At 33.4% G+C, this 26005-nt stretch carries 21 protein-coding genes; 4 read left to right on the top strand and 17 right to left on the bottom strand.

What is annotated here, in order from left to right:
• Window positions 1-5 precede the first annotated feature (5 nt).
• Window positions 6-917: a biosynthetic peptidoglycan transglycosylase gene (locus tag BTJ66_RS00965; RefSeq protein ID WP_099089132.1), complete on the top strand. Its 912-nt coding sequence runs from the start codon at window positions 6-8 to the stop codon at window positions 915-917.
• Window positions 918-1364: 447 nt separating this feature from the next.
• Here BTJ66_RS00965 and BTJ66_RS00960 read toward each other — a convergent pair whose 3' ends face one another.
• Both BTJ66_RS00960 and acsA read right to left on the bottom strand, forming a co-directional pair.
• The gene (locus tag BTJ66_RS00960; RefSeq protein WP_099089131.1) at window positions 1365-3032 is read right to left on the bottom strand and encodes a formate--tetrahydrofolate ligase; all 1668 of its coding nucleotides are present in this window, start codon (window positions 3030-3032) and stop codon (window positions 1365-1367) included.
• A gap of 342 nt (window positions 3033-3374) precedes the next feature.
• Window positions 3375-5084, bottom strand: coding sequence for an acetate--CoA ligase (gene acsA / locus BTJ66_RS00955; protein WP_099089130.1), 1710 nt, complete (start codon window positions 5082-5084; stop codon window positions 3375-3377).
• Window positions 5085-5265: 181 nt separating this feature from the next.
• On the opposite strand from acsA, the gene BTJ66_RS00950 reads away from it, so the two are divergent.
• Both BTJ66_RS00950 and BTJ66_RS00945 read left to right on the top strand, forming a co-directional pair.
• Complete coding sequence (locus BTJ66_RS00950) at window positions 5266-5898, top strand: N-acetyltransferase (RefSeq protein ID WP_099089129.1); 633 nt, start codon at window positions 5266-5268, stop codon at window positions 5896-5898.
• Window positions 5899-5911: 13 nt separating this feature from the next.
• Window positions 5912-7069 carry an acetoin utilization protein AcuC gene (locus tag BTJ66_RS00945; RefSeq protein ID WP_099089128.1) on the top strand — a complete coding sequence of 386 codons (1158 nt, stop codon included), beginning with the start codon at window positions 5912-5914 and terminating at the stop codon, window positions 7067-7069.
• Between the two features lie 130 nt (window positions 7070-7199).
• On the opposite strand, the gene ccpA is transcribed toward BTJ66_RS00945, so the two are convergent.
• The 10 genes from ccpA to BTJ66_RS00895 form a co-directional block, all read right to left on the bottom strand.
• Entirely contained in the window at window positions 7200-8189 is a 990-nt protein-coding gene (ccpA, locus tag BTJ66_RS00940) for a catabolite control protein A (protein WP_099089127.1), read from the bottom strand.
• Between the two features lie 285 nt (window positions 8190-8474).
• Entirely contained in the window at window positions 8475-9566 is a 1092-nt protein-coding gene (locus tag BTJ66_RS00935; protein WP_099089126.1) for a bifunctional 3-deoxy-7-phosphoheptulonate synthase/chorismate mutase, read from the bottom strand.
• 555 nt (window positions 9567-10121) lie between these two features.
• The gene (locus BTJ66_RS00930; protein WP_099089125.1) at window positions 10122-11471 is read right to left on the bottom strand and encodes a YtxH domain-containing protein; all 1350 of its coding nucleotides are present in this window, start codon (window positions 11469-11471) and stop codon (window positions 10122-10124) included.
• Window positions 11472-11549: 78 nt separating this feature from the next.
• Window positions 11550-12044 carry a DUF948 domain-containing protein gene (locus BTJ66_RS00925; protein ID WP_099089124.1) on the bottom strand — a complete coding sequence of 165 codons (495 nt, stop codon included), beginning with the start codon at window positions 12042-12044 and terminating at the stop codon, window positions 11550-11552.
• A gap of 70 nt (window positions 12045-12114) precedes the next feature.
• Window positions 12115-13428: a UDP-N-acetylmuramate--L-alanine ligase gene (gene murC / locus BTJ66_RS00920; protein WP_099089123.1), complete on the bottom strand. Its 1314-nt coding sequence runs from the start codon at window positions 13426-13428 to the stop codon at window positions 12115-12117.
• A 23-nt stretch (window positions 13429-13451) separates the two neighbouring features.
• On the bottom strand, window positions 13452-17228 hold the full coding sequence (locus tag BTJ66_RS00915; protein ID WP_099089122.1) for a DNA translocase FtsK: 3777 nt from the start codon (window positions 17226-17228) through the stop codon (window positions 13452-13454).
• Between the two features lie 16 nt (window positions 17229-17244).
• The gene (gene ytpR, locus BTJ66_RS00910) at window positions 17245-17844 is read right to left on the bottom strand and encodes a YtpR family tRNA-binding protein (protein WP_099089121.1); all 600 of its coding nucleotides are present in this window, start codon (window positions 17842-17844) and stop codon (window positions 17245-17247) included.
• A 13-nt stretch (window positions 17845-17857) separates the two neighbouring features.
• A complete protein-coding gene (locus tag BTJ66_RS00905; RefSeq protein ID WP_099089120.1) occupies window positions 17858-18721 on the bottom strand; it encodes a DUF1444 domain-containing protein in 864 nt (287 codons plus the stop codon).
• 130 nt (window positions 18722-18851) lie between these two features.
• Window positions 18852-19160: a thioredoxin family protein gene (locus BTJ66_RS00900; RefSeq protein ID WP_099089119.1), complete on the bottom strand. Its 309-nt coding sequence runs from the start codon at window positions 19158-19160 to the stop codon at window positions 18852-18854.
• A 15-nt stretch (window positions 19161-19175) separates the two neighbouring features.
• Entirely contained in the window at window positions 19176-20252 is a 1077-nt protein-coding gene (locus tag BTJ66_RS00895) for a M42 family metallopeptidase (protein WP_099089118.1), read from the bottom strand.
• Between the two features lie 82 nt (window positions 20253-20334).
• On the opposite strand from BTJ66_RS00895, the gene BTJ66_RS00890 reads away from it, so the two are divergent.
• Window positions 20335-20649: a PepSY domain-containing protein gene (locus tag BTJ66_RS00890; RefSeq protein WP_099089117.1), complete on the top strand. Its 315-nt coding sequence runs from the start codon at window positions 20335-20337 to the stop codon at window positions 20647-20649.
• Between the two features lie 93 nt (window positions 20650-20742).
• On the opposite strand, the gene BTJ66_RS00885 is transcribed toward BTJ66_RS00890, so the two are convergent.
• From BTJ66_RS00885 to pepV, 5 genes are all read right to left on the bottom strand, one after another.
• Window positions 20743-21570, bottom strand: a complete 828-nt coding sequence (locus tag BTJ66_RS00885; protein WP_099089236.1) for a YtnP family quorum-quenching lactonase — start codon at window positions 21568-21570, stop codon at window positions 20743-20745.
• 190 nt (window positions 21571-21760) lie between these two features.
• Window positions 21761-22396 carry a tRNA (guanosine(46)-N7)-methyltransferase TrmB gene (gene trmB / locus BTJ66_RS00880; RefSeq protein WP_099089116.1) on the bottom strand — a complete coding sequence of 212 codons (636 nt, stop codon included), beginning with the start codon at window positions 22394-22396 and terminating at the stop codon, window positions 21761-21763.
• Between the two features lie 12 nt (window positions 22397-22408).
• A complete protein-coding gene (locus BTJ66_RS00875; RefSeq protein ID WP_161940533.1) occupies window positions 22409-23200 on the bottom strand; it encodes a phosphotransferase family protein in 792 nt (263 codons plus the stop codon).
• Between the two features lie 463 nt (window positions 23201-23663).
• On the bottom strand, window positions 23664-24509 hold the full coding sequence (gene dat / locus BTJ66_RS00870) for a D-amino-acid transaminase (protein ID WP_099089114.1): 846 nt from the start codon (window positions 24507-24509) through the stop codon (window positions 23664-23666).
• A gap of 2 nt (window positions 24510-24511) precedes the next feature.
• Complete coding sequence (gene pepV / locus BTJ66_RS00865; RefSeq protein WP_099089113.1) at window positions 24512-25921, bottom strand: dipeptidase PepV; 1410 nt, start codon at window positions 25919-25921, stop codon at window positions 24512-24514.
• Window positions 25922-26005 lie beyond the last annotated feature (84 nt).

Below are 26005 nucleotides of genomic sequence, written 5' to 3'. Positions count from 1 at the left end.
AGCATATGACGCATCATGCAGTTGAAAATTCTGTACAGAAACTACAACAAACATCTAAATATGAAAAATTCGAAATTATTTACAAAAAACTGAAACATATTTTCATAGGTTTATTTGCGATTCTTACCTGTTCCTTAATTATACTATTAGCAGTAACTGTACTTTATTTTCAAAGTATTACTCAAGAAGCAGAACATATGTCTGATAAAACACTAAGATTAAAGTTACTCAACATTGCGGGTACGCAAGAAATTAACTATGATAATCCAAACGTTCTTACCGAATATAACGAATCTTTAAATCCATTAATTGTTGGACCTAAAAATGTTAATAAAAATGTTATAAAAGCATTAACCGCTTCTGAAGATAGTTTGTTTTTTAAGCACAATGGTATTTTACCGAAGGCATTAATACGAGCTGTAGGCCAAGATGTATTTAATACAGATGCGGCAACTGGTGGTAGTACAATTACACAACAGTTAGTAAAAAATCAAGTGCTGACAAATGAAAGAACTTACAATCGAAAAGCAAACGAGTTAGTGTTATCTATGCGTTCTGAACAGCTCCTTACAAAAGATGAAATTATTTACACTTATTTAAATATAGTTCCGTTTGGTCGTGATTATAATGGCTCAAATATATCTGGTATTTCCTCTGCGTCCTATAGTTTATTTGGAAAGCCGCCCTCAGATGTTAACATCGCTGAATCTGCATATCTTATTGGTTTGTTACAAAGCCCCTATTATTACACACCTTACGAAGAAGATGGCCAATTCAAACCAGATAATCAACTCCAAATCGGATTAAACAGACAACATTATGTATTAAAACGCATGTTAGTAGAAGGAAAAATAACACAATACGACTTTAATCAATCAGAAAAATACGATCTCAAAAACCATTTAATGACGAAATAAAGGCGTAGAACAGAAATCAAATTTTATTAAAAGATGTTGTCAATTTATGCCTGCAGAGATGCTTAGAATCGATAAAGTTTAAATGATTACTTGAGCTTTGGCTCATGCATAAGACCCTCTAACTCAATAAATTGAGAAGTGGTGTTAAGGAATACCTGAGCTATAGCTCATGCACAAGACCCACTAACTCAATAAATTGAGAAGTGGTGTTAAGGAATACCTGAGCTATAGCTCATGCATAAGACCCACTAACTCAATAAATTGAGAAGTGGGTCTATAAAATTTCAGTTTAGTTATCTGCTAATAATATTTAAGGATGTTGGGATGAATCTAGTCTGTCCCAACATCTTTTTTATTTAAAATTACACGATTTTCTAATATATGAATACACACATATAAGAAAAATATGATGTTTCACTATATTGAGTTACATAATTGACAACTGACTTAGAATAAACCTACCGCATGACCATCGTCAGTGACATCCATGTTTAGTGCCGCTGGTTTTTTAGGTAAACCTGGCATTGTCATAATCGCACCTGTTAATGCAACGATAAAACCTGCACCAGTTTTTGCTTCTAATTCACGAATTGTAATTTCAAATCCTTCTGGCGCGCCTAATTGCGTAGCATCGTCAGTAAATGAATATTGTGTTTTAGCCATGCAAATTGGATAGTTGTCCCAACCATTTTCTTTAAATTGTTTTAATTGTTTTTGGGCTTTGCTACTAAACGTAACCTTTGCGCCACCATAAATTTCTTTTACAATCGTTTCAATCTTCTCTTCTAACGGTTGTTCTAATTCATATAAATGCTTGAAATCTTGCGGTTGATCTATGACTTCTAATACTTCATTAGCTAAATCAACACCGCCTTTACCGCCTTTTTCCCAGACTTCTGTCAATGCTAAACGCACGCCGTTGTCTTTTGCCCATTGTTCAACGAATGCTGTTTCTGCATCAGTATCATGTACAAACGCATTTAAGGCCACTACGGGTTCTAAACCGTATTTTTTAACGTTTTTAACGTGACGTTCTAAGTTTATGATACCTTTTTTAAGAGCATCTACATTTTCTTCTTTCAAGTTATCTTTTGCTACACCGCCATGCATTTTAATTGCACGAATTGTTGCAACAACTACAACGGCTGATGGTTCGAAACCTGCTTCACGTGCTTTAATGTCAATGAATTTTTCTGCGCCTAAATCAGAGCCAAAGCCAGCTTCAGTAACAACAATATCTGCTAAGTCTCTCGCTGTTTCTGTTGCTAATATTGAGTTACAACCATGAGCAATATTAGCAAATGGACCACCGTGGACCAATGCAGGTGTACCTTCAATTGTTTGTACTAAGTTAGGTTTAATCGCATCTTTCAAAATCATAGCTAACGCGCCTTCAACTTTTAAATCAGCTACTGTAACTGGTTTGCGATCGCGTGTATAACCAATAGTGATATTACTGATTTTAGCTTTTAAGTCATTGATATCATTAGCCAAACATAAGATAGCCATAATTTCTGAGGCAACTGTAATATTGAATCCATCTTCGCGAGGTACACCTTGAGTTGGACCCCCTAGACCAACAATAACATTACGTAATGCGCGATCGTTCATATCTAATACACGTTTCCACTCAATTCGTCTTTGATCAATTTCTAATTCATTTCCTTGGTGTATATGGTTATCAATAAATGCAGATAGTGCATTATTCGCTGTAGTAATTGCATGAAAGTCTCCATTAAAATGTAAATTAATGTCTTCCATTGGTAGTACTTGTGCATAACCACCACCAGTGGCGCCACCCTTGATTCCAAAAGTTGGACCTAACGCTGGTTCACGTAATGCAACCATAACCTTCTTCTTAAGTTGATTGAAGGCATCTGATAGACCAACAGTAACTGTCGATTTACCTTCACCAGCAGGCGTTGGGCTCATAGCAGTCACTAAGACGACTTTGCCTTTTCCATTATTTTGTTGAACTTGATTAATATCAATCTTCGCTTTATAGTGTCCATAAGGTTCTAATGCATCTGAGGGAATCCCTGCCTTTTCAGCAATTTCTCCTATTGGTTTTATTGTTGATTGATTTGCAATATCTAAATCAGATAAATGTGCCAAATTCATTCGCCCCTTTTTAAAATAAATTTTTAAAATCAAAAATTTTTAAATGTCTCGCCTATATACTACTGACAAAAAATAAATCCTTACATAACTAATTTTAACCAACTTAAGTAGTATTGTCGACAAAATAGATAGCGCTTACAAATTTATATATGTATAAATTTGTAAACTTGGACATAACCATTCACTTATATTGTAATTTAACACCAAAATGCTCTCTTATCTATTTATGATTCCAAGACACATATGAGTGTTTACAGAATAAAATAAATATATAAGAGAGCAATTATTGTTATTTAGTTATTAGCATACATTCGCTTTCGTATTTTATAATCTATGCTAGTCTTCCATCGTACTTAAATCACCTTCTGGTAAATCTAATTCCCATGCTTTTAGTACGCGACGCATAATTTTACCTGAACGTGTTTTTGGTAATTTCTCTTTAAATTCGATTTCTCTTGGTGCTGCATGTGCAGCTAATCCTTCTTTAACATATTTACGAATTTCTTCTTTAAGTTCATCTGATTCATTGTAATCAGGGCGTAATGCCACAAATGCTTTAATAATTTCTCCACGTACTGGATCCGGCTTACCAATTACCCCCGCTTCAGCCACTGCTTCATGTTCAACTAATTTTGATTCGACTTCAAATGGCCCAACACGTTCACCAGCAGTCATAATGACGTCATCTACACGACCTTGGAACCAGTAATAGCCATCTTCATCTTTATATGCGGAATCTCCTGATACGTACCAATCACCAATAAAATATGAATCATATTTCTCTGGATTTTTCCAAATGGATACCATCATGGATGGCCATCCTTTTTTAATCGCTAAGTTACCCATACGATTAGGCGGTAATTCATTCCCTTGGTCATCAATAATTGCTGCCTCAACACCCGGTAATGGTTTACCCATTGAACCTAATTTTACATCCATTGATGGATAATTGACTATCATATGGCCACCTGTTTCAGTCATCCACCATGTATCTAACACACGTTTACCAAAGACGTCTTTTGCCCATTTAATTACCTCTGGGTTTAATGGTTCACCAACAGATAAGATACTCTTAATTGAAGAAAGATCATATTTTTCAACAATGTCATCACCGGCACTCATCAACATTCTAAGTGCTGTAGGTGCTGTGTACCAAATTGTTACTTTGAATTCTTCAATCAAACTATACCAAGCTTCTGGTGAGAATCTTCCACCAGCAATACAATTTGTTACACCACTCAACCAAGGACTAAAGATACCGTATGATGTTCCCGTTACCCAACCTGGATCAGCAGTACACCAATAAACATCATCTTCCTTGAAGTCTAATACATACTTGCCTGAAATATAATGTAACAACATTGCTCTTTGTGCATGTAATACACCTTTAGGTTGTCCAGTAGAACCTGATGTATAATGTAATATTAAACCATCATCTAATGATAACCATTCTGTATCAAACGACTCACTAGCTTGTTTAAATTCTTTATTAAAATCAACGTATGCTTCATCTACCTCTTCATCAACTATCACAATCGTTTCTAAATGTGGTAATTTTTCTTTAGGAATACGAGGAAGTAAAGCATTGGTCGTTATAATTACTTTTGCCTCACTATTTTCTAAACGGTCACCCACTGCTTTTTCCATAAATGCTTCAAATAGAGGTCCTACAATCGCACCTATTTTTAATGTACCAAACAATGCAAAATATAATTCTGGTGTTCTAGGCATAAATACAAATACACGATCGCCTTTTTCTACTTTTGCTTCATTTTTCAATACATTGGCAGCTTTATTTGAATTTAATTTCATTTCTTTGAAAGTATAACTTTCTTGTCGTTTGTCATCTTTATAATGTAAAGCTACTTTATCCGCTTTACCTTCATCTACATGACGATCTATGCATTCATGTGCCATATTAACATTACCAGATTCATGCCATGTAAATGATTTTTCAACATCTTTCCAATCAAAATGATTGTATACTTTTTCATAGTCTTGAAGATTAAAATCTCCATTGTCCCCTTTGTAAACTTCTACTTTCATTTTAAATCCCCCTCTAAATGAAATCGCTTGCTTAAAAAGTATTATAACGAATATTATCCGAATTTTCAAAATAATATGTGTAAGCGAATACATTTATATGTTATTTTATACTTTTTTAACTTATAATATAAGTATACTAACTTGTTTACTATAATTATTTGCGGTAGTTTGGAGTGAAAAAATGGAACATGTTAAAACATATCAATCTCAATCCTATCACTTTGATGACCATACTTTTATAATCGAAGGACCAGTATCACAAACGAAACTAGACACAATGACATTTGATGAAGGGTTATCTGCTTTCCGGCCTCCAAAAGATCAATTTCAGGCAATAAAAGAAATCAGTGGGCTTGAAGAAGGTCGTATTTTTGTCTTGCGAAAAGCACAACATATCGTTGGCTATGTAACTTATCACTACCCTGATCCGCTCGAACGTTGGTCTAGTGGTAATTTAGATTATTTAATTGAGCTAGGGGCTATTGAAATTAGTTTGCCCTATCGTCATTTACATCTAGGTAGTGAACTTATCAAATTAAGTTTAACTGCAGATGAATATGAAGACTATATCGTATTAACTACTGAATATTATTGGCATTGGGACTTAAAGAATTCGGGTCTTGATGTATATGAATACAAAAAACTTATGCAAAAGTTAATGGGTTATGGGGGCCTTGAAATTTTTGCAACGGATGATCCAGAAATCACAAGTCATCCAGCAAACTGTTTAATGGCCAGAATTGGCTCACGCATTTCAATCGAGCAATTACAAGATTTTGATAATATTAGATTTATGAATCGCTTTTTCTTTTAAAGGGGAGAAACTTATGAGTATTATGCAACAGACAACGGGGTATGTGTACGCGAATGAATTACTTCAATATCGTTTTAGCAATGACCACCCTTTTAATCAAATGAGATTAAAGTTAACTACAGAATTATTGATGGATTTAGGCAGCTTAAAAAAAGAGCATATCATACCGCCAAGAATTGCGACTGATGAAGAATTATTACTTATTCATTCTTATGACTATATTCAAGCCATTAGACGTGCATCTCACGGTATTTTAAATGATCAAGAATCTAAAAAATATGGTTTGGATAGTGATGATACGTTACAATTTAGAATGATGCATCAGCACAGTGCCAGAATTGTTGGCGGTGCATTAAACTTATCTGATCAAATCATGGATGGCACTGTGAATAATGGTTGCCACTTGGGCGGAGGATTACATCATAGCTTACCTGGGCGTGCAAATGGATTTTGTATATATAATGATGTGGCTGTTACCATTGCTTACTTGATGAAAAAATATAAACAACGCGTGCTCTGTATAGACACTGATGCACATCATGGTGATGGAACTCAATGGAGTTTTTATACAGATGATCAAGCTTTAATTTATTCTATACATGAAACTGGCAAATTTTTATTTCCTGGATCTGGTCATTATACTGAACGTGGCAACGAGCAAGGGTTCGGTTATACGGTTAATATACCATTAGAACCTTATACCGAAGATGCATCATATTTAGATGTATTCCAACGAACTATCGAACCAGTCATTGCATCATTTAAACCAGATATCATTGTCAGTGTACATGGCGTAGATATTCATTATTCAGATCCCCTCACACACATGAGTTGTACTTTAACTACACTTTATCAAATTCCATATATTATTAAATCATTAGCCGATACATATACCAACGGAAAGGTAATAATGTTTGGTGGTGGCGGCTACAATATCTGGAAGGTAGTACCTAGAGCTTGGACACATGTATTTCTTGCACTAATTGATGAGCGACCACCTCAAGGAGTATTACCATCACAATGGCTTGAAAAATGGCAGCCTTATGCTACTTGTCCATTACCTATGAATTGGGAAGATGATAAAGAAAATTACTTCGACATACCTAGACAACAGGACATAACTGACTCTAACTTAAAACATGCACGCCAAGTTCTAAGTTGGTTTGAATAAAATGATGTATCCTATTATAAATCATAGCTTAACTCTTACGCGTTGCTTAATATAAATTTAAAAGGGAAATGCAACTAATTCAGCATTTCCCTTTTTGATTTAATTATATCAAAATCTAAGTATCTACAATTTATTTCGTAGTACCTCTATATTCAATTCTATGTGGCAAAATGACATTAGGTTCTTCAATTTCTTCTTCATTCATGTATTTAGTCAATAATCTCATGCCAACAGCCCCAATGTCATACAATGGTTGAATAACACTTGAAAGCTGTGGTCTAACCATTTCAACTAACCTTGTGTTATTAAAGCTAATAATTTGTATATCATCTGGTACTTTAACGCCGCTATCTTGAGCTGCATGTACAAGGCCAATTGCTTGTTCATCACTAATTGACAAAATAACATCTGGTTTCGCAGATTTTAAAGATTCAAAAGCACGGAGTCCATCTTTATAAGTTTCATTACCATTAAAAATGAGCTCGTTGTTTAATTCAAGTTCATTTGACGCTAATACTTCTTTTAATCCGATCAAAACATCTTCTTGTGCTTTCTTAGAATAATCTCCACCAACAAACGCAAAAGTTTTTGCACCTTTTTCTATTAACTCAGTAGTAATTTCTTTGGCTGCCGTTTCAAAATCAATGTTCACTGATGAAATTCCTTCATCTTTACCGTTAGTCCCTGATACAACCACTGGGACAGATGATTTATTAATAAGTTCTTTAATTTCTTCTGAAATTGTACCACCTAAGAAAATGATGCCATCTACTTGTTTACTTAGCAGATTATTAAAAATTTCTTTCTCTTTACTTGGATCGTTATCAGAATTTGAAATTATTGAATGGTATTTATACATAGTTGCAATATCTTCTAATCCCCTAGCCAATTGGGAATAATAAACATTTGAAATATCAGGAATAATTACGCCAACTGTTGTTGTACGCTTACTTGCTAACCCTCTTGCCACTGCATTCGGACGATAGTTTAATTTTTTGATAACGTCGTTAACTTTATCACGAGTTTCAGGTTTAACATTTTGATTACCATTGACAACACGAGAAACAGTTGCCATGGAAACTCTAGCTTCTCGAGCTACATCATAAATTGTAACAGTCATAATTTCCTCCTTGAAAGCGATTTCTTTATCATTATACTCTGTTTTCATAACATTTTCAAAGTTTACCATATTTTTAGTTATTGTAAAATCATTTTGCTTTAAATTCATAAATAATTCAATTTAATTTATATGAACATGTATATGTTAAATAACAAATGACACATTAATTCATATTAATTTTAAAAAAACTATATTATATCCTTAATTTAGACGAGAAAAAATCCTTATCCCCCCACTAAATATAAAGTGAGGATTATAAGGATTTAATCTTACCAATTTAATATATTATTTAAGCTGTTTACTATTATACATGTCAGCTAATGGTTTAATTTCTTTATAGAAGTCATCAAATTCATTGAAATCCATTTGTTGACCACTATCACTTAACGCTACAGATGGATCAGGATGTACCTCAGCCATAATTCCATCAGCTCCTACCGCTAGACCGGCTTTTGCAGTTGGAATCATAATATCTTTACGTCCAGTACTGTGTGTTACATCGACCATTACCGGTAAATGTGTACCTTGTTTTAAAATTGGCACTGCAGAAATATCTAGTGTATTTCTTGTTGCTTTTTCATAAGTACGGATACCGCGTTCGCATAAAATAATATTTTCATTACCTTGTGACGCGATGTACTCAGCTGCAAAAATAAACTCTTCAATTGTTGCTGATAAACCACGTTTTAATAAAACCGGTTTATTTGAACGTCCAGCTTCTTTTAGTAGTTCAAAATTTTGCATATTACGAGCACCAATTTGGAACACATCTAAATATTGGTCTGCTACTTCAAAATCTGCTGGGTTCACAATTTCACTTACCACATTTAAGCCATATTTATCTTTAGTATTTTTTAGAATTTTTAGTCCTTCAACACCTAAACCTTGGAAGTCATATGGTGAGGTACGTGGTTTAAAAGCACCACCTCTAATGAACTTCTCACCTCTAGCCTGTAAATTCGCTGCTACTGCATCAACTTGTTCTTGTGACTCAACTGAACATGGACCAAATACAAATGATTTGTTGCCATCACCAATGATGCCTCCATTATCAAATTGAACAATTGTATCTTCTGGTTTTAATTTTCTTGATACATATAAATGCTTTTCATTTTCAGATTTTTGCAAATCAGTAGAGGCTTTAAAAATTTCTTTGAATAGTTGCTTAATCACATTATCATTAAATGGTCCTTCATTTTGGTCTAATAATTGATTAATCATTTCTTTTTCGCGTTGCGGGTCATAAACAAGTGTACCTTGTTTACGTTTTTCTTCACCAATTTTTTGTGCTATCTTGCCTCTTTTGGATAAAAGACCTAAGATTTGTTCATTAATTTCAACTATCTCATCTCTGTATTCTTGTAATTTGTCTGTCATTTTATTCACCTCTATGAAAAATTTTAAAACCAATATTTTATTCTGCTTTAAAGCGATAAAATATATGTTAATCGTTATTCTAACAATAACTACTTATAAGTTCAAGTAAGGATTGCAAAAAATTCACTTTAAAGTGAATAACATTAATAATAACTGAATTTTCAGTCATATACTAGTTATATTTTACACTATTAAATTGTTTTTAGCGCTTTTGTATCATATTTCATTTTTTTCTATTTATGATATTCAGATTGATTTGTAATTATTACTTATTAGTATTTCAATTGCCATACTTATCTGCCCATTAGTCTATATCAAAAAAGAGTGAGACAGAAATCTAATTTACAGAAAAGATTTCATATCCCACTCCATCAAGGATAACTAGGTCATTGTTATTCAAACTTTATGCACTACTCAAATTCATGAATAAATGTGGTAATGCTTTTATAGTCATATTATTTTAAGTCACAATCAACCCTGAGTACTTTATTCTAAAGCATGATAAGAACAAAGATAATGATTGGTACCTCCCCATAGTTATTTAACTAAGGGAATTTAATCATTAAATGTTCTTTTATCTATCTTACTCTTAGCTTTTTCTGTTTTTTTGGTTTGTGATCTATTTTTTGAATAAGTTGTTTCTGTTTCAGTAGCACCTTCTGTTACATTTTTATCTTGTTGTTTTGTACTAGTGCTGTTATCAGAACGCTCTGAAGCTTCGTGTTTAATCGTACGATCATTTTTAGTGTTAGATGATTTAGTTTCTCTTGTTGTATCAGGTTTATTTTCGCCACTCGCATTTTCATGTACAATAATACCATCATTAAAGACAACCTGGTTATGTGATTGTTTCACTCTTTGTTCTGCTGCTTCTGGTTTTTCTTTTTTATCATTCTTATTATTTTCAACTTGTTCTACTTTATCTGTTGTAGATTCAACAGCATTACCAACATTTGTAGTCACTAAACTAGGTACTATTTTGTTATTCCCTTGTTCAGGTGTCTCTGGTTGAAGTAAATTAGCCGTTTGCTCTGCAACTGTAGGATTATCATTCAAAGATTTATTTTTGTTTTTTGCTGCTAAGGCCAAGCCTGTTGCAGTTAAAGTTCCTGCTGTTGCAGTATCACTTACGTCTTTTTTGTTACTTTTAGTAATTAAATTAGGTATCTCATTATTACTATTGCCACTCGTTTGTTCTTCTGATAATAGACTAGATGTATTATCAGAGACTTGTTTATCTTCATTTAGTGCTTGTTTTTTATCATTGGCTGCTTTAGCTAAATTTCCTGCAACTATTGTACCAGCTGCTGCTGTACCTACAGTTGCCACATTACTTTTTGAATGTTTAGTATTCGCTATACTGTCAGGAGAATCGTTTAATACTGATTCTTCCTTAATCGCATTTTGTTGTGCATTTATTTCACTTTGCTTTGGTTCTGCGTTTGGGTCTATATGCGTTAAGTCATCAGCTGTTTGATTGAATTCCTCAGTAGCTTCTGTTTCCTGTTGTTCTTGAGCCTCAGGAGACATGTTAGCTAAATTGTTATCAGATGTTTCTTGTTGAATTGCTACACGTTGCGCTGATAATTCAGCATCCGTTGCTTCTGTATTTTTATCTAGCATATCAAACACAGTTGATTTAATATCATTCACTTTATTTTCAGCTTCTTGGCGTTCTAATTCAGACTGTTCAATAATACTAGATTTGAATTGATTGTCTTTTTCTGGAATAGATTTATCAGTTGTTCTAGATTTACTAATTGATACTAAACCAACAGCAGAACCTATCACAGCACCTACTATGAACCCGTATACAAATTCATTTCTGGCACCCTTTGTAAAATATTCTGGCACTTCGTAACTTTCTAAGTTTCTTTCATAATTATCACGATTATAGTACTTCATGGTTTAATGCCTCCTATAACAAATGCACTTAAACAAGTTTCAAACCTCATTTAAGTGCATTTGTTTTTAATATATGAATTATTTGTTATCAACACGTGTAGTATAGCTATGGTTTGTGTCATTTGCTACACTGCTCGCTTTATAATTTGCACTTTCTCTACGATTTCTTCTGTTTTGCCATTTATCAGCAACTTCCATTGCTACATTTGACCATTGAACTACTTGAGAAATTTTGTCTTCATTTTGAGAGATATTGTGCGTAATTGAGTTTGTAACTCTATCTACAGAACCATTTAATGTTTGTACAGAATCACCGATACCTTTAACAGCATCTACTACTGAATTTAAACGATCTGATTTGTCTTGAATATCTTCAGTTAAGCGGTTAGCTTTGTGAAGTAAATCTGTAGATTCACGTGTAATTCCTTGAACTTGTCCTTCAACACCATCAAGTGTTTTTGCTACGTGATCTAAATTCTTCTTAACTGAAAGTAATACGACAACGATACCAATTACTAATATTAAAAATGCAATCGCTGCAATAATTCCAGCTATAGGTAAAATCCATTCCATTTAAAACGCCTCCTATTAATCATATGTTGTTATTTAATATAAATACCCCCATCATTTTAACATAAACATATTAAAATGATGAAGTGACACCTAATTTTTCCATATAAGCACGTTGAACTTTTTGAATATCCCCCGCGCCCATAAATAAAATAACTGCATCACTATATTGCTCTAATACATTTACACTTTCCTCATCAATTAATGTTGCACCATCGATTCTTTGAATTAAGTCTTGAATTGTTAGGTTACCGCTATTTTCTCTTATCGAACCAAAAATCTCACATAAGAAAGTTTTATCCGCTAAACTTAAACATTGTGCAAACTCATCCAAGAATGCTTGTGTTCTACTAAAAGTGTGAGGTTGAAACACTGCGATAACATCTTTATTAGGATATTTTTTTCTCGCTGTCTCAATTGTAGCACTAATTTCTCTCGGATGGTGTGCATAATCATCAACTAAAACTTGTTTTCCTGCTTTTGTTTCATTAAATCTACGTTTTACTCCACCAAATGTTTCTAATGCTTCTTTGATGTTTTCAATATTTAAACTTTCTAGATAGCTTATCGTAATAACAGACAATGCATTTAAAATATTATGATCACCAAATTGTGGTGACAAGAATGTATCGTAGTATTCATTTTTAATGTATACATCAAATGTCGTACCATTTTCACTTATTTCTAAATTATCTGCATATACATCATCTTTTTTAGAAAATCCATAATAATACACAGGTACATCTGCTTTAATTTTACGTAAATGCTCATCATCGCCCCACGCAATAATAGCTTTTTTAACATTCTGTGCCATTTCTTGGAAAGCATTAAATACATCGTCAACGTCTTTGAAATAATCTGGGTGGTCAAAGTCAATGTTTGTCATAATGGCATAATCTGGATGATAACTTAAAAAATGTCTGCGATATTCACAGGCTTCAAATGCAAAATAATCGCTCGCTGGTATACCCAGTCCTGTACCATCACCGATTAGGAATGACGTTTTCTTATCTCCATTCATCACATGTGACAATAACCCTGTCGTTGATGTTTTGCCATGTGCACCTGTCACAGCGACTGATGTATATTGATTAATGATATGACCTAAGAAATCATGATAGCGAATTACTTCAAGGTTTAATTCATGTGCTTTGACAACTTCTTCATGAGTATCGGGAAACGCGTTCCCTTGTACCACAACCATATCTGTTTTGATATTGTCAGCATTAAACGGCAATATTTTAATACCATTATTTTTTAATGCAACTTCTGTAAAAACATAATTTTTAATATCTGAACCTTGTACTTCGTTTCCAAGATCATGCATGATTTGTGCTAATGAACTCATACCGGCACCCTTTATACCGACAAAATGATAGTGTGTCATTGTAACACTCCTTTATCTCTATATTAATTCTCATTTAAATCCGATTCTGTAATGTATACATCTCTTGGTTTTGATCCATTTGCGCCTGAAACATAGCCCAATTGTTCTAATTGATCAATGATTCTAGCAGCTCGATTATATCCAATTTGGAAATGTCTTTGTACTAATGAAGTAGAAATATGACCTTCTTTTAACATAAAGCGACATACATCATCGAATAAATCGTCTTGTGGTTGGCTTTCTGTTTTTTTCAATAATTCTTTCTCTTCAAATAAATATTCAGGTTCTCGTTGTTGTTTAATGTAATCTACAACATCATCAATTTCTTCATCTGAGACAAATGTCCCCTGAACACGGATAGGTTTATTCATACCGCTTCCTAGATAAAGCATATCGCCATATCCTAACAAACGCTCTGCGCCTCCACTATCTAGGATAGTACGAGAGTCCACGCTAGATGATACCATAAAGGCAATCCTAGTAGGTATATTGGCTTTGATTAATCCAGTGATAACATTGACTGAAGGTCTTTGTGTTGCAACAAGCATATGAATGCCACAAGCACGCGCTTTCTGTGCTATTCGCGCAATAGATTGTTCAACTTCTTGAGGTGCCATCATCATTAAATCAGCTAACTCATCTATTACTATAACAATTTTCGGCATTCTATCCTCATATGTTGCTTTCTTATTAAACGCCGTAATATTTCTTACATGATATTTAGCAAACACTTTATAACGTCTTTCCATTTCTTCAACAGCCCATTTTAAACTTTGCGTTGCTGCTTTGACATCTGTAATCACGGGCGCTACTAAATGTGGCAAATCATTATAAGGTGCTAGCTCGACCATTTTCGGATCAATGAGTAAGAGTCGCAATTCCTCTGGATGATTTTTATACAATAGAGACATTAATATACTATTAATACATACTGACTTACCTGACCCGGTTGCACCAGCAATTAAAGCATGAGGTGTTTTAGAGATATCCATTAATAAAGGCTCATTATTAATTCTAAGTCCCATAGCAACAGTTAATTTAGATTCAGCGTTTTTAAAAGCTGGTTCTTCAATAATCGAACGCAAATTAACAGTGGTGGCATTTTGATTAGGTACCTCAATTCCAACTAGACTAGTGCCTGGAATAGGTGCTTCGATACGAATATCCTTAGCTGCAAGCGCCATTTTAATATCATCTTGTAACGCTGTAATTCTTGATACTTTCACACCTTTTTCGACAGACAATTCGAAACGAGTCACACTTGGTCCTTCTGTAACGTTTTGTACTTCTGCAGGTACATTGAAATAATAAAAAGCTTCATTCAATTCTTGTTTTTTATCTTCAATCCAACTATTATCGATTTCATGTTGCTGAGGGGCTTCTAATAATTCTACACTAGGTAATTTGATATTTGGCCCTCTTCTAATCGTTGCTTTATTATCATAACTTGTAGATGATTGAGTTCCTCCCAATTGACTACCAGAACGCTCCGGTTTCAATACAGGTTCTTGTATATGATGCTGTTGTGCATGATTTTGATTATTCGCCTTATTTAATTCATTTGCTGTTGTATGCTCAGATGTTTGGAATTGTTCAGTATCATGACTTGTTGCATCAATAGAAGCATCGTGAATATATGGTGCTTCTGAATTCTGTTGCAAATCGTCTTGCTCATTTGTTATATGATTAGATTGATTGATAGAATTCAAGTCGGTTTGTGTTTCACTAGCATTATTTAGGACCTCTGTCGTAGTTTCATTCTGTTGGTGTGTATTATTCGCTTGTGATTGATTAGGGTTAGTAACGTTTTGTGTATTATCAATTTCAGATTTATCTTTGTTGTTAGCTGAATTTAAATGTGTTTTTATGCTATTTTTTTCTTTTTGAGCATCTAACATACGTTTTTTATCTGATGGTGTCATGACCACATTAAAAGGTTTACTGCCCTTTTTAGTAGTTGAAGATTTACTGTTTTTGATAGATGTCCCTTTTTGTTCAGCATTATTATCAGTGGTTTCTAAATCGTTACCTTTCACAGATTTATGTGTTTCAGAATAACTGTTCATATTTTCGTTTTGTATAGAAGCTGATTCACTTTCAGCTGGTTCATCAATAGCTTCTTCTTGTGATGCTGTATCTAATTCATCAGTTTGACTTGCATGACCTATTGATGAATCAGCCTCAGACTCTATAAATTGTCGTTCTGAATGGTTTGATTTTGGTATTGCTTGAGTAATTTCATCATTCGCTTCAGATTGTTCTAAATTTGCTACTTCGTCTGATGCCATAGCCGTTTCTGTTAATTCTCTATATTGAGCATCATCTACATCTGATTTATCTGAAAACGTTTCTGCTTCATCAGACATGATGTCCTCTTTATCTTTCACATCATCAAGGTTACTTGATATAGTTGACGATTCATTCATATCGTCGCTGTTGTCAATATCTTTAAGTTCACTTACATAATTATGTCTGTTATCTTCAACTTGATTTGCAGTATCATTATGGTCATAACTCGTATTTTCATCAACCTGTTCTTCATCAATGTTATGTACATCTTGTACATTATTCAAATCAACTTCTTCATAATTAAATGGTGTAGATGAGTTTTCTTGTATAGATTCGCTTGTTACCGCGTGTGCTTGTTGGCTAGTTTTTTCACTTTGATTTGATGCTTCTGATTTCGAATCAGTCGCATTTTCCGTGAAACCATCATCATCTAATGAGCTTTCACCTATGTAATGGTGTGCTTGTTTTGCGTACATTTCATCTATTGCTTTTTGCATACTATCTTGTTGTTTATCTTGATTCTCATTGCGTTTTTGTTGAAGGGCTTTTTTAAACTGCCTTTTTTGTAATACTTTACGTTCACGCTCTCGTCTAATTTCCTCTACTATTTGTGAAGCATAGATGTTCTCAATTTTAATCGTATTATCTTTTTTGGGTTGATTTGTTGCTTGTTGATTTGGTTCATCTTTGTTAATTATCGCCTTTTTTGTATCATGTGTTAAATTGCTTTCTTGATTTTTATTGTCCAATAAAGTCTGGTCAGCATGTTTTGTAGTATCATTAGACATATGCATTCCGTTCAGATTATTAGTTACACCAACATCTGCTTCATTAGATTTTTGAGATTTCTGCTGATATTTTTTTTCATTATTTTTATTTTGTTGCGTTGAAGATACTTCTTTAGCTTCATCATTAGGATGATCATGACGTTTAATCACACCGTTTTCTAAAGGACGCGGTTTTTTTGTACCAAATATGGCTGAAGGTACCTCGCTCGCTTTAAAATCACTTTGATGTAAATTTGATGTATTGGTTTTGTTTTTAGATGACATATTTGCACGTAAGACATCAGTTTGAATTCTCATTCTTTTACCTTTATGTGCTTTGGACTCCTGTTTAGTTTGGAAACTATCCTGTTGTTGCGATAGATTGTCAGCAGAAGTATTATTCGATCCCATATTTTGAGATGAACTATCATTATACATATGTCTACGTCTTCTATGTTGTTGATTAATACTAGCAGTATTCACATCATAGCGTGTATCCTGACTGCGCTCTTTATTTTCTGAGTTAAATCCTGACTCTGTGTTTTTATTGTTATTTGCCTCTTCTAAAATACGCATTGGAAATCTGAATTTTCCTTTAGGTCTTTCATAAACATCATTGTTCTGAGGAAGTAATGAATCTTGCTCTTCTTGTTGTGTAGCTTTTTGACGTCGTTGGCTTCTTTTATTAAGATAATCATCTGCTGAATCATTATCTTCTCCAAATAACTTGTCGAACCAGCTCATACTACATTACCTCCTTTTATTCTTCAAAAAATGATTGTCCAACAGTATAGTCATCACTTAAGACCATAATGCCTTTTTCTTGTGGTGCATTGGGCAAATCTAATTCTTTCATTGAACAAATCATACCACTTGATGCAACACCTCTTAGTTCAGCATCTTTAATTACCATACCACTTGGCATAACTGCACCAACTTTTGCCACAACTACTTTTTGTCCAGCATCGATATTAGAAGCACCACAGACAATTTGTAATTTTTCAGTTGCAACGTCCACACTTAAAACACTTAATTTATCTGCATCAGGGTGCTTATCTTTTGTTTCTACGTAGCCCACTACAAATTTAGGTGAAAAATCTACATCGAGTCTATAATTGAAACCAGCAGCTTCAATCGCTTTTTGGAATTCACTGACTAATGTTTCAGTTAATTTGATATGGCCATTACCTGAAATAGATGTTTGATTTGATGCATTAAAGATATTATAACCAACAACTTCACCGTCAAGTTGTATTTCAACTATGTCGCCTTGCATTACATAATTGTAATTACCTTCTGCAGGATTGATTTGTAAGAAAGCCACATCTCCGACTGCTTCTTTATTGTAAAATAAATTCATATTTAATTACTCCTTATTTCTTATCTTTGTTCTCGTATTGTTTCCTTGTAGCTTCTAATCTTTGAATAACGTTAGGGTCTCTTTTTTGTTTATTATTTTTACCTAAAATGAAAATTGGTTCAAAGTGGCCTTTATCATAACCTAGAGAGAGTGATGTAATTGGAACTAAACCTTTTGTAAAAAATTCCATTGTTAGATGCGCCATGACATCGTAACCCGTTTTATTGCGTATATCAGCAATAATGAGTACATCTTGATGTGGTACAGCTACTAACATTTCTCCTTCACATTGGTCTTGTATATCATTTAAAAATGATGTGTTTAAAATTCTGCTCGCATCATAACCATCATTCGAATTAACAAAATAAAAAATATTACCTTTAACTTCATCGGTTGTATACTTATTTTCTAATTTTCTCACATTAAACAGTGCCATTTCTTTTAATTGTTGCTTTGTTAGATTTAATTGTTTCAGCATAGTTTCATCAATTAGGCGATATGACTTACCTAAATCAACCGCATAATAAATATTTGTTTCTGCCGTATGCTTGTCTATTACGAATAAATTGCCATTTTTATCCTTCTTATCAAAACTAGGAGATCTTAACACTGGCATAATATGGATATCATCCTTATTTTCTAGTGTCTCCCCATTCATTTGTTCGACAGCTTCTTCTACATAATAGACAATTTCATCTACAATTTTTTCTTTTTGAGATTTATATTTAGCTACTATTGGATTAATTTTAACAGTAACACCTTTTCCATTATCAATTCTAGAAATACGTAGCGTTTCTTCTTCACGATTGAAACTAAATTTCACATCTAGATGATTTAATCTTTCTTTTAATTTATCTCTCATTTGAAAGACATTCATGATTAACACTCCTATTTACGTGCCTTACTATAGTTTACAATAAATATACCCTTAGGAACAGAAAAAATGTGCGTTCTAAGGGTATATATTTTTATAATTTAAATTTAATTTATTACCGAATACATTTCATTTATAAAGATGCTAAAAATTGATCAATTTGTTCGATAGATTTGCGTTCTTTTCCTATATAACTTCCAATTTGTTCACCATTACGAAACACGAGAAAACTTGGAATACCCATGATGCCATAATCTACACAGATATCAATAAATTTATCTCTATCAATTGAAATAAAATTATAATTTGTATACTTAGCTTCTAATTGAGGCAACTCAGGTTCGATCACTTTGCAATCTGGGCACCAATCTGCCGTAAATAAAAACACTGTTTGCTCATTCTTTAAAGTATCAAATTGTTGCTCACTTGCCAATTGTTGCATGATATCGCTCCTTTTTTATTTATATTGCAGCGCTTCAATTTTGTCTTCACTTAAATGTCTAACCGATTGTTCTAACAAACTTTTAGCCGCTTCATAATCTCTAATATCAAATACGGCATTTGTACTATGAATATAGCGAGCACACACGCCTATCACTGCTGTAGGTATCCCTAATTTCGCTTTGTGGATTTCTCCACCATCAGTGCCACCAGGTGAAATATAATATTGATGTTTGATATCAAATTGTGTTGCTAAGTCAAGTAAATAGTCTCTAAATGTAGGTCTAAGTAGCATCGTACCATCTTTAATTCTAATTAAAGTCCCTCCAGCTAATTCACCAGATAAATTTTGTTTACCTTTCATATCATTTGCTGGTGAACAGTCGACTACAAACGCCACATCAGGATCTATCAATTCTACAGCAGCACTTGCACCTCTTAAACCTACTTCTTCTTGTACATTTGCACCTACAAATAAGTCGAAGTCTAATTCAACGTCTTTTAGTAATTCTAGTAGCTCAATACCAATCAAACAGCCATAACGATTATCCCAAGCTTTACTTGCAAACCGATGTTCTGAAAGTTGTGTGAATGGTGTGTCAGGAGCTATAGTATCGCCAATTGCGATGCCACGTGCTGACACTTCTTCAGCATTTTCTGCACCAATATCTAATAATAAGTCTTCAATCTTTGGAGCGCCTTCATTTCCAGTTCTAAAGTGTTTTGGAATATTAGCAACAATACCTGTAATTTCCTCATTATTTCTAGATCTTACTTTTAGGCGTTGACCTTGCCAGATATCAGTTGCTACACCACCTATATTGGTAAATTGGATCATACCGTTTGATGCAATATTTGTAATCATAAAACCAATTTCATCCATATGCGCTGCAACCATGATTCGTTTAGGATGATTTGACTTTGATCTTTTAACACCATAGAATCCACCCATTCGATTATAAACAAAGTCATCTACAAATGGTTCCATTTCTGATTTCAAATACGCTTTTACATTTTCTTCAAAACCTGCAACTCCATGTAATTCTGTTAATGTTTTCATTCTGTTTAATGTTTTGTTTTTATCTATATTCAACGTCACTCACTCCTTAATATTTATTATATCATCTTCGTTGTGGTAAACTATTAATATGACTTTATTGGGGGTTGACTGTGTTATGTTGAATAAAAAAAGTTGGTTCATTATCTCTTTTATTTCACTAACAACTGTTGTCGGATTAATTTGTATTTATAAACGTCGAGAGCATCTACAATATCAGGATCCTGAAAAAATTACATCTGAAGTAAAAACGTACTTTATGAATGTCATTGGATCATATATATTAAAAGCACCCATAACGTATACAAAATCCGATTCAAATCACATTGCGTTCCAAGGTGGTATTACCACACGAAGCAATGACACACTTGCATATTATGACTTTTATGTTGATGCAAAAACGGGTGATATACTAGATATTATTGAATGTTAACAATAGAAGGTTAAAGCTATAAATACACGATATTAAAGACATGCTAACTTTGCATACAATTTAATACCATGTAAATCTTGTGCTTTAACCTTTTTAATTTCTAGATATAAATGTTTCGATTTCAGACAGCGTTTGCTTATCATATTTCACTGCAAAATAATTAACGTCATGATAATATAAGAACCAATAATTTTGATGAATATATTGTGAAATTAATCGTTCTTTTTCTCTAATTGATTGCATAGGATAATCGTCATAAGCAGTTACCCACAATGGATTTCTATGTGCAGTCGTTGGAAAAATATCCCCCATATGGACTGCTTTTTCATTATTACTTTCAATTGTTATAATCGAATGTCCAAAACTATGTCCACCGGTATGAATCATCGTAATACCTGGTAACACTTCTATTTTATGTTCAAACAATAACAATTTTTTTTGAAAGTCACCGTTATTTTTTGGCCAATAAGTGGATTTACTACGTATATTAGGACTTTGAAATTCATGCCATTCATCTTGTTGAATAACATGCACAGCATTGGTGAAAGTGGCATTACCATCATTATCTGTTAACCCAGAAGCATGATCAAAATGTAAATGTGTCATTAAGATATAATCAATATCTTCAGGTGTTAAATCCAATGCACTTAAATCTTGCTTAATATAACTTTCATAATTAACTCCAAAATTCCTACGTTCTTTATCTGTTAATTTCCCCAGACCTATGCCTGTATCTATCATGACATTTAAGTCACCTGCTTGAATCAATATTGGGTGCGTTGGCAATGGAATTTGATTTTTATCATTTACTTCGTATTTTTTAGTCCATAAAGCCTTGGGCACTACACCAAACATAGCGCCGCCATCAATATTGGTAATACCACCATTTAAATAATGTATACGAAAATCCCCTAATTTCATCATTGTATTCCTCCTCATAAACATTCAAACGCGATTTCTACTTATCAATTATAGTAATACAAATAAAGCGCTAGGTAAAACAATGGACCTAATATGCACTGAATTGCTTTATCATTTAACCTGTATACAAAATTAAACATAAAAAAATTGATAGAACTTATGTCCTATCAATTTAAATGAATGATAATAGTTAATGAAATTGGGCTTCCATACGGTAAATCCTTGAACCTTTATCAGAAAATTTTCTTTCATATTCAGTCTCAATATTATCTTCATTATCTTCTTCATGCAAATTCAAGTTAATTTTTGTAAAGTACATGCCAAATTGTGACATACTTTCTAAGCTATACGCAAATAGACCACGATTATCTGTTTTAAAGTGGATTTCTCCATCGTCTTTTAAAATTTGCTTATACAACGCAAGATATGTTTTATAAGTTAAGCGACGTTTGGTGTGTCTCTTTTTGGGCCATGGATCAGAAAAATTCAAGTAAAGTCTATCTACTTCACCGTCATTGAAATATTCATTCAGCTCAATAGCATCGTTACAAATTAATTTAATATTAGTCAAACCTTGTTCGATGACTTTGTCTAATACTTTTATCATAACGCTTTTTTCTCGTTCCATTGAGATAAAATTTATTTCTGGATGCTTTGCTGCAAGTGAAGTTATGAATTGACCCATGCCTGATCCAACCTCTATATAAATCGGTTGGTCATTATCAAACCACTCACTGATTTGCCCTGCATGACTACCATCAATATCAACTATATTCGGTTCTTTTTTCAAGTAGTCTTCTGCCCAAGGCTTATAGCGCATTCTCATTTTGATAACTCCTTATATAAAAGCATTATTCTTCATTACTTCGTTTAAAAAGTTCAACCACATATTCATATCTTTATAACGCTTTTGTTCTTCATACCATTGAACCATACCAATAGATTGCACAGCCGTGTACCACTTCATACGTTTTTGTAAATCCATTGAATCTTTTGTACCATACACGTTGAGCCATTCTGGCCATTTCTTTTCTGGAACGTAATTGTATAGCAGCATGCCTAAATCAATTGCGGGGTCAGCAATCATTGCACCTTCCCAATCAACGAGGTATAACTCGTCATGATCCGATAGTAACCAATTATTATGATTAACATCACCATGGACAACTGTAAAGAAACGAGGATCTAAGTTGGGCATATGATCTTCTAAATAAGTTAATGCTTTTCTCACGACATGATGTGTTAATACATCTCTTGATAACGATGCATTAATTTTATTCAGTAAAATATCTGGCGTAATAGGTTCCATTTCCATACGTTTTAACATATTTAACAATGTTTTCGAACTATGAATTTTTTTCAATAAATTCGCTACACGTTGCTCATGCATTTCATTGAAAGTAAGTTCTCTACCATTTTTCCAATGTTGTGCTGTTACGACTTCACCAGTTTCTATGCGTTTTGTCCATACAAGTTTAGGCACAATACCTTCGGCAGATAAAGCTGCAATAAATGGATTTGAATTTCTTTTTAAGAATAATTTTTGCCCATCTTGCTCGGCCATATATGCTTCACCCGATGCACCGCCTGCTGAGTCAAGCGTCCATCCCAATTGATAAAACTGCTCCAACACGTTCACCTCACTTTCAATTAGAAAATGGCTCCAGAAAAGCATTTTTCGAGAGCCATATATAATCATTTTCATAGTAAATTTTATAAACTTTAATCGAAATTTATACTGTCTCAATTAGCATGACCAGCATAATGTCCCATGCGATTCAAGTTGATTTTTAAATTTATAAATAACTGTTTTTCAAATTATAGTAACTTTTATAGCATACCATAAAACGAACCCAAACTGAGAATATTTTTTAATATTTCTCTATCTTTTTTCAAGAAATTTTGCTGATTTCATTTCAAGACTCATAAAAGATTTTATAATGTTTGGGTACTAATTTCAACCAATAATGAGAAACAAAAAGTCACTTTTTACTTTCTAATTTCTATTAGTTTCTTTTAAACGGCTCAGTTAGCATTATAACATAATTCAGTATGAATTTTTGCTATATTTTACATCCATTTTATAGAAATTATTAGCTATGTTTATCAATGTAATTATTGAATCCTTCTTGCAGGGATTTAGTGATAGCACCTACTTTACCTTCGCCTACGCTTTCACCATTTAATTTAACAACTGGCATAACTTCTATAGACGTACTCGATACGATAATTTCATCTGAATTTTTCAAGAAATCTAAAGTAAATGTTTCTTCGTTAAATGGTATCCCCTTATCGTCAGCAACCGATTTAATTACCATCCGCGTGATACCATTGAGAATATAATTGTTAACTGGATGCGTATAAATTTCACCGTCTTTAATTGCATACACATTACTTGACGATCCTTCGGTGACAATATCTCCACGGTGTTGTATGGCTTCTTGAGCGTTATATTTTACTGCGTATTCTTTAGCCAATACATTCCCTAATAGGTTTAAACTTTTAATATCACATCTCATCCAACGAATGTCTTCTGTTGTAATAGCATTTATACCTTCTTCTAATGATTTATACGGACGGTCATAAGATTTTGTGAATGCCATTATATTTGTTTCGATTGAAGGTGTCGGAAATGCATGATCACGTGGTGCAGCACCACGTGTTACTTGAATATAAACTCCCCCGTTAATCACGCCATTTGCCGATAATAATTCCTGTATTAATTCAGAAAGTTCTTCTACGTTATATTTTAATTCAAGACCAATTTCTTTTGCACTGCGCAATAATCTTTCAAAATGCGCTTTTGCTGTAAAAACACTATTATCATACACTCTAATATATTCATAAATACCATCGCCAAATACATAGCCCCTATCATTATATGGTACTTTTGCATCTTGTTCGTCAACGAGTTGTTCATTTATTAATACTTTTGTCATATTTATTCCTCCACGCACAATTTATATAATGATTCTAAATAAATACTTGTTGCATTAAATAATTGCTTTTTAGTTATATATTCATTTTTTTGATGCATTAAATCTTCAGAATCACTGAACATTGCGCCAAATGCTACACCTTTATCAAGGTTACGTGCGTAAGTGCCGCCACCAATCGTATATGGTTCTGTGTCATCACCAGTTTGGTTGCGATATGCTTGGACTAAGCTTTGCACAAATGGGTCATCTTTTTCCACATAATGTGGTGTTTGGTTTTTACCTAATTCAATTGAAAACCCTAGCGATTTTATTTCTTCTTTAAATCTTGCTAATGCTTCATCAAATTCAAAACCTTCAGGATATCTTAAGTTAATTCCAAACTTACCACCATTTTGATTATCATAAGAAATAACACCAATATTTGTTGTCACGTCACCCATTACATCAGTATGGAATTTCATACCCATTTTTTCACCAAAATGAGATTCAAATAAATATTGTTCACTAAAGGCTACGAAATTTGCAGCAGTTTTATCTAAATCTAATGTTGTAAGGAAATTAAGGAGATATAACCCAGCATTTACACCTATCGATGGATCCATGCCGTGCACAGCTTTGCCTTGAACTTTAAGCACTAAGATACCACTATCGACAACGCTCTCACCTTCAACATCATGTTCATTAAGATATTGTTCAAAGTTTTGAATGACATCAGTCATATTTTCCTTAACAGCAACATTGGCAATCGCTTCATCAGGAACCATGTTATATCTTTGACCAGATGCAAATGAACGTAATTCATATTCTGGTTCATCTTGATCATCTGCTTTTTTATTTTGAATGACATCAAACGTACTTATCCCTTTTTCGCCATGAATAGCAGGAAATTCAGCATCAGGTGCGAAGCCTAATTTAGGCATTTCCTCAGTTTGGAAATAGCGTTCTGTACATTTCCAATCAGATTCTTCATCTGTTCCTATGATAATATGTATACGTTTCTTCCAGTTTACATTCATTTCATTTAAAATTTTGACTGCGTAATATGCTGCAATTGTAGGCCCTTTGTCATCTAAAGTACCACGAGCAACAATTTTATCATCAGTTACTACTGGATTAAATGGATCTGAATCCCATCCTTCACCTGCAGGTACAACATCGACGTGACACAGAATACCAAACACGTCATCACCACTCCCGGCTTCAATACGTCCAGCGATATGATCAACATCATGTGTTCCAAAGCCATCCCGTTCAGCAATTTTATACATGTAATCCAAAGCTTGTCTTGGTCCAGGTCCCACTGGATTCTCTGCTGAAGCTTTATTGTCATCTCTTACACTTTCAATAGAAAGTAAACCATTCAAATCTTCTAATATTAGCTCTTCATATTCTTTTACTTTGTCTCTCCACATATACAATCAACTTCCTTCTTATAACTTATATATTTAATATTTTACATGAAGTAATGTAGAAACTACAGTAAGATGTAGTTAATA

This window comes from Staphylococcus edaphicus (assembly GCF_002614725.1).
GTDB lineage: Bacteria > Bacillota > Bacilli > Staphylococcales > Staphylococcaceae > Staphylococcus > Staphylococcus edaphicus.
This window is presented reverse-complemented; position numbering and strand designations above follow the sequence as displayed.

What these genes read in the sequence shown, in the direction of transcription:
- ytpR (WP_099089121.1), bottom strand. Translation starts at nt 17,844, where the DNA reads ATGAATTTATTTTACAATAAAGAAGCAGTCGGAGATGTGGCTTTCTTA.
- ccpA (WP_099089127.1), bottom strand. Translation starts at nt 8,189, where the DNA reads ATGACTGTTACAATTTATGATGTAGCTCGAGAAGCTAGAGTTTCCATG.
- BTJ66_RS00945 (WP_099089128.1), top strand. Translation starts at nt 5,912, where the DNA reads ATGAGTATTATGCAACAGACAACGGGGTATGTGTACGCGAATGAATTA.
- BTJ66_RS00965 (WP_099089132.1), top strand. Translation starts at nt 6, where the DNA reads ATGACGCATCATGCAGTTGAAAATTCTGTACAGAAACTACAACAAACA.
- BTJ66_RS00915 (WP_099089122.1), bottom strand. Translation starts at nt 17,228, where the DNA reads ATGAGCTGGTTCGACAAGTTATTTGGAGAAGATAATGATTCAGCAGAT.
- BTJ66_RS00930 (WP_099089125.1), bottom strand. Translation starts at nt 11,471, where the DNA reads ATGAAGTACTATAATCGTGATAATTATGAAAGAAACTTAGAAAGTTAC.
- BTJ66_RS00935 (WP_099089126.1), bottom strand. Translation starts at nt 9,566, where the DNA reads ATGACAGACAAATTACAAGAATACAGAGATGAGATAGTTGAAATTAAT.
- BTJ66_RS00885 (WP_099089236.1), bottom strand. Translation starts at nt 21,570, where the DNA reads ATGAAATTAGGGGATTTTCGTATACATTATTTAAATGGTGGTATTACC.
- BTJ66_RS00900 (WP_099089119.1), bottom strand. Translation starts at nt 19,160, where the DNA reads ATGCAACAATTGGCAAGTGAGCAACAATTTGATACTTTAAAGAATGAG.
- BTJ66_RS00905 (WP_099089120.1), bottom strand. Translation starts at nt 18,721, where the DNA reads ATGAATGTCTTTCAAATGAGAGATAAATTAAAAGAAAGATTAAATCAT.
- pepV (WP_099089113.1), bottom strand. Translation starts at nt 25,921, where the DNA reads ATGTGGAGAGACAAAGTAAAAGAATATGAAGAGCTAATATTAGAAGAT.
- murC (WP_099089123.1), bottom strand. Translation starts at nt 13,428, where the DNA reads ATGACACACTATCATTTTGTCGGTATAAAGGGTGCCGGTATGAGTTCA.
- trmB (WP_099089116.1), bottom strand. Translation starts at nt 22,396, where the DNA reads ATGAGAATGCGCTATAAGCCTTGGGCAGAAGACTACTTGAAAAAAGAA.
- acsA (WP_099089130.1), bottom strand. Translation starts at nt 5,084, where the DNA reads ATGAAAGTAGAAGTTTACAAAGGGGACAATGGAGATTTTAATCTTCAA.
- dat (WP_099089114.1), bottom strand. Translation starts at nt 24,509, where the DNA reads ATGACAAAAGTATTAATAAATGAACAACTCGTTGACGAACAAGATGCA.
- BTJ66_RS00925 (WP_099089124.1), bottom strand. Translation starts at nt 12,044, where the DNA reads ATGGAATGGATTTTACCTATAGCTGGAATTATTGCAGCGATTGCATTT.
- BTJ66_RS00950 (WP_099089129.1), top strand. Translation starts at nt 5,266, where the DNA reads ATGGAACATGTTAAAACATATCAATCTCAATCCTATCACTTTGATGAC.
- BTJ66_RS00890 (WP_099089117.1), top strand. Translation starts at nt 20,335, where the DNA reads ATGTTGAATAAAAAAAGTTGGTTCATTATCTCTTTTATTTCACTAACA.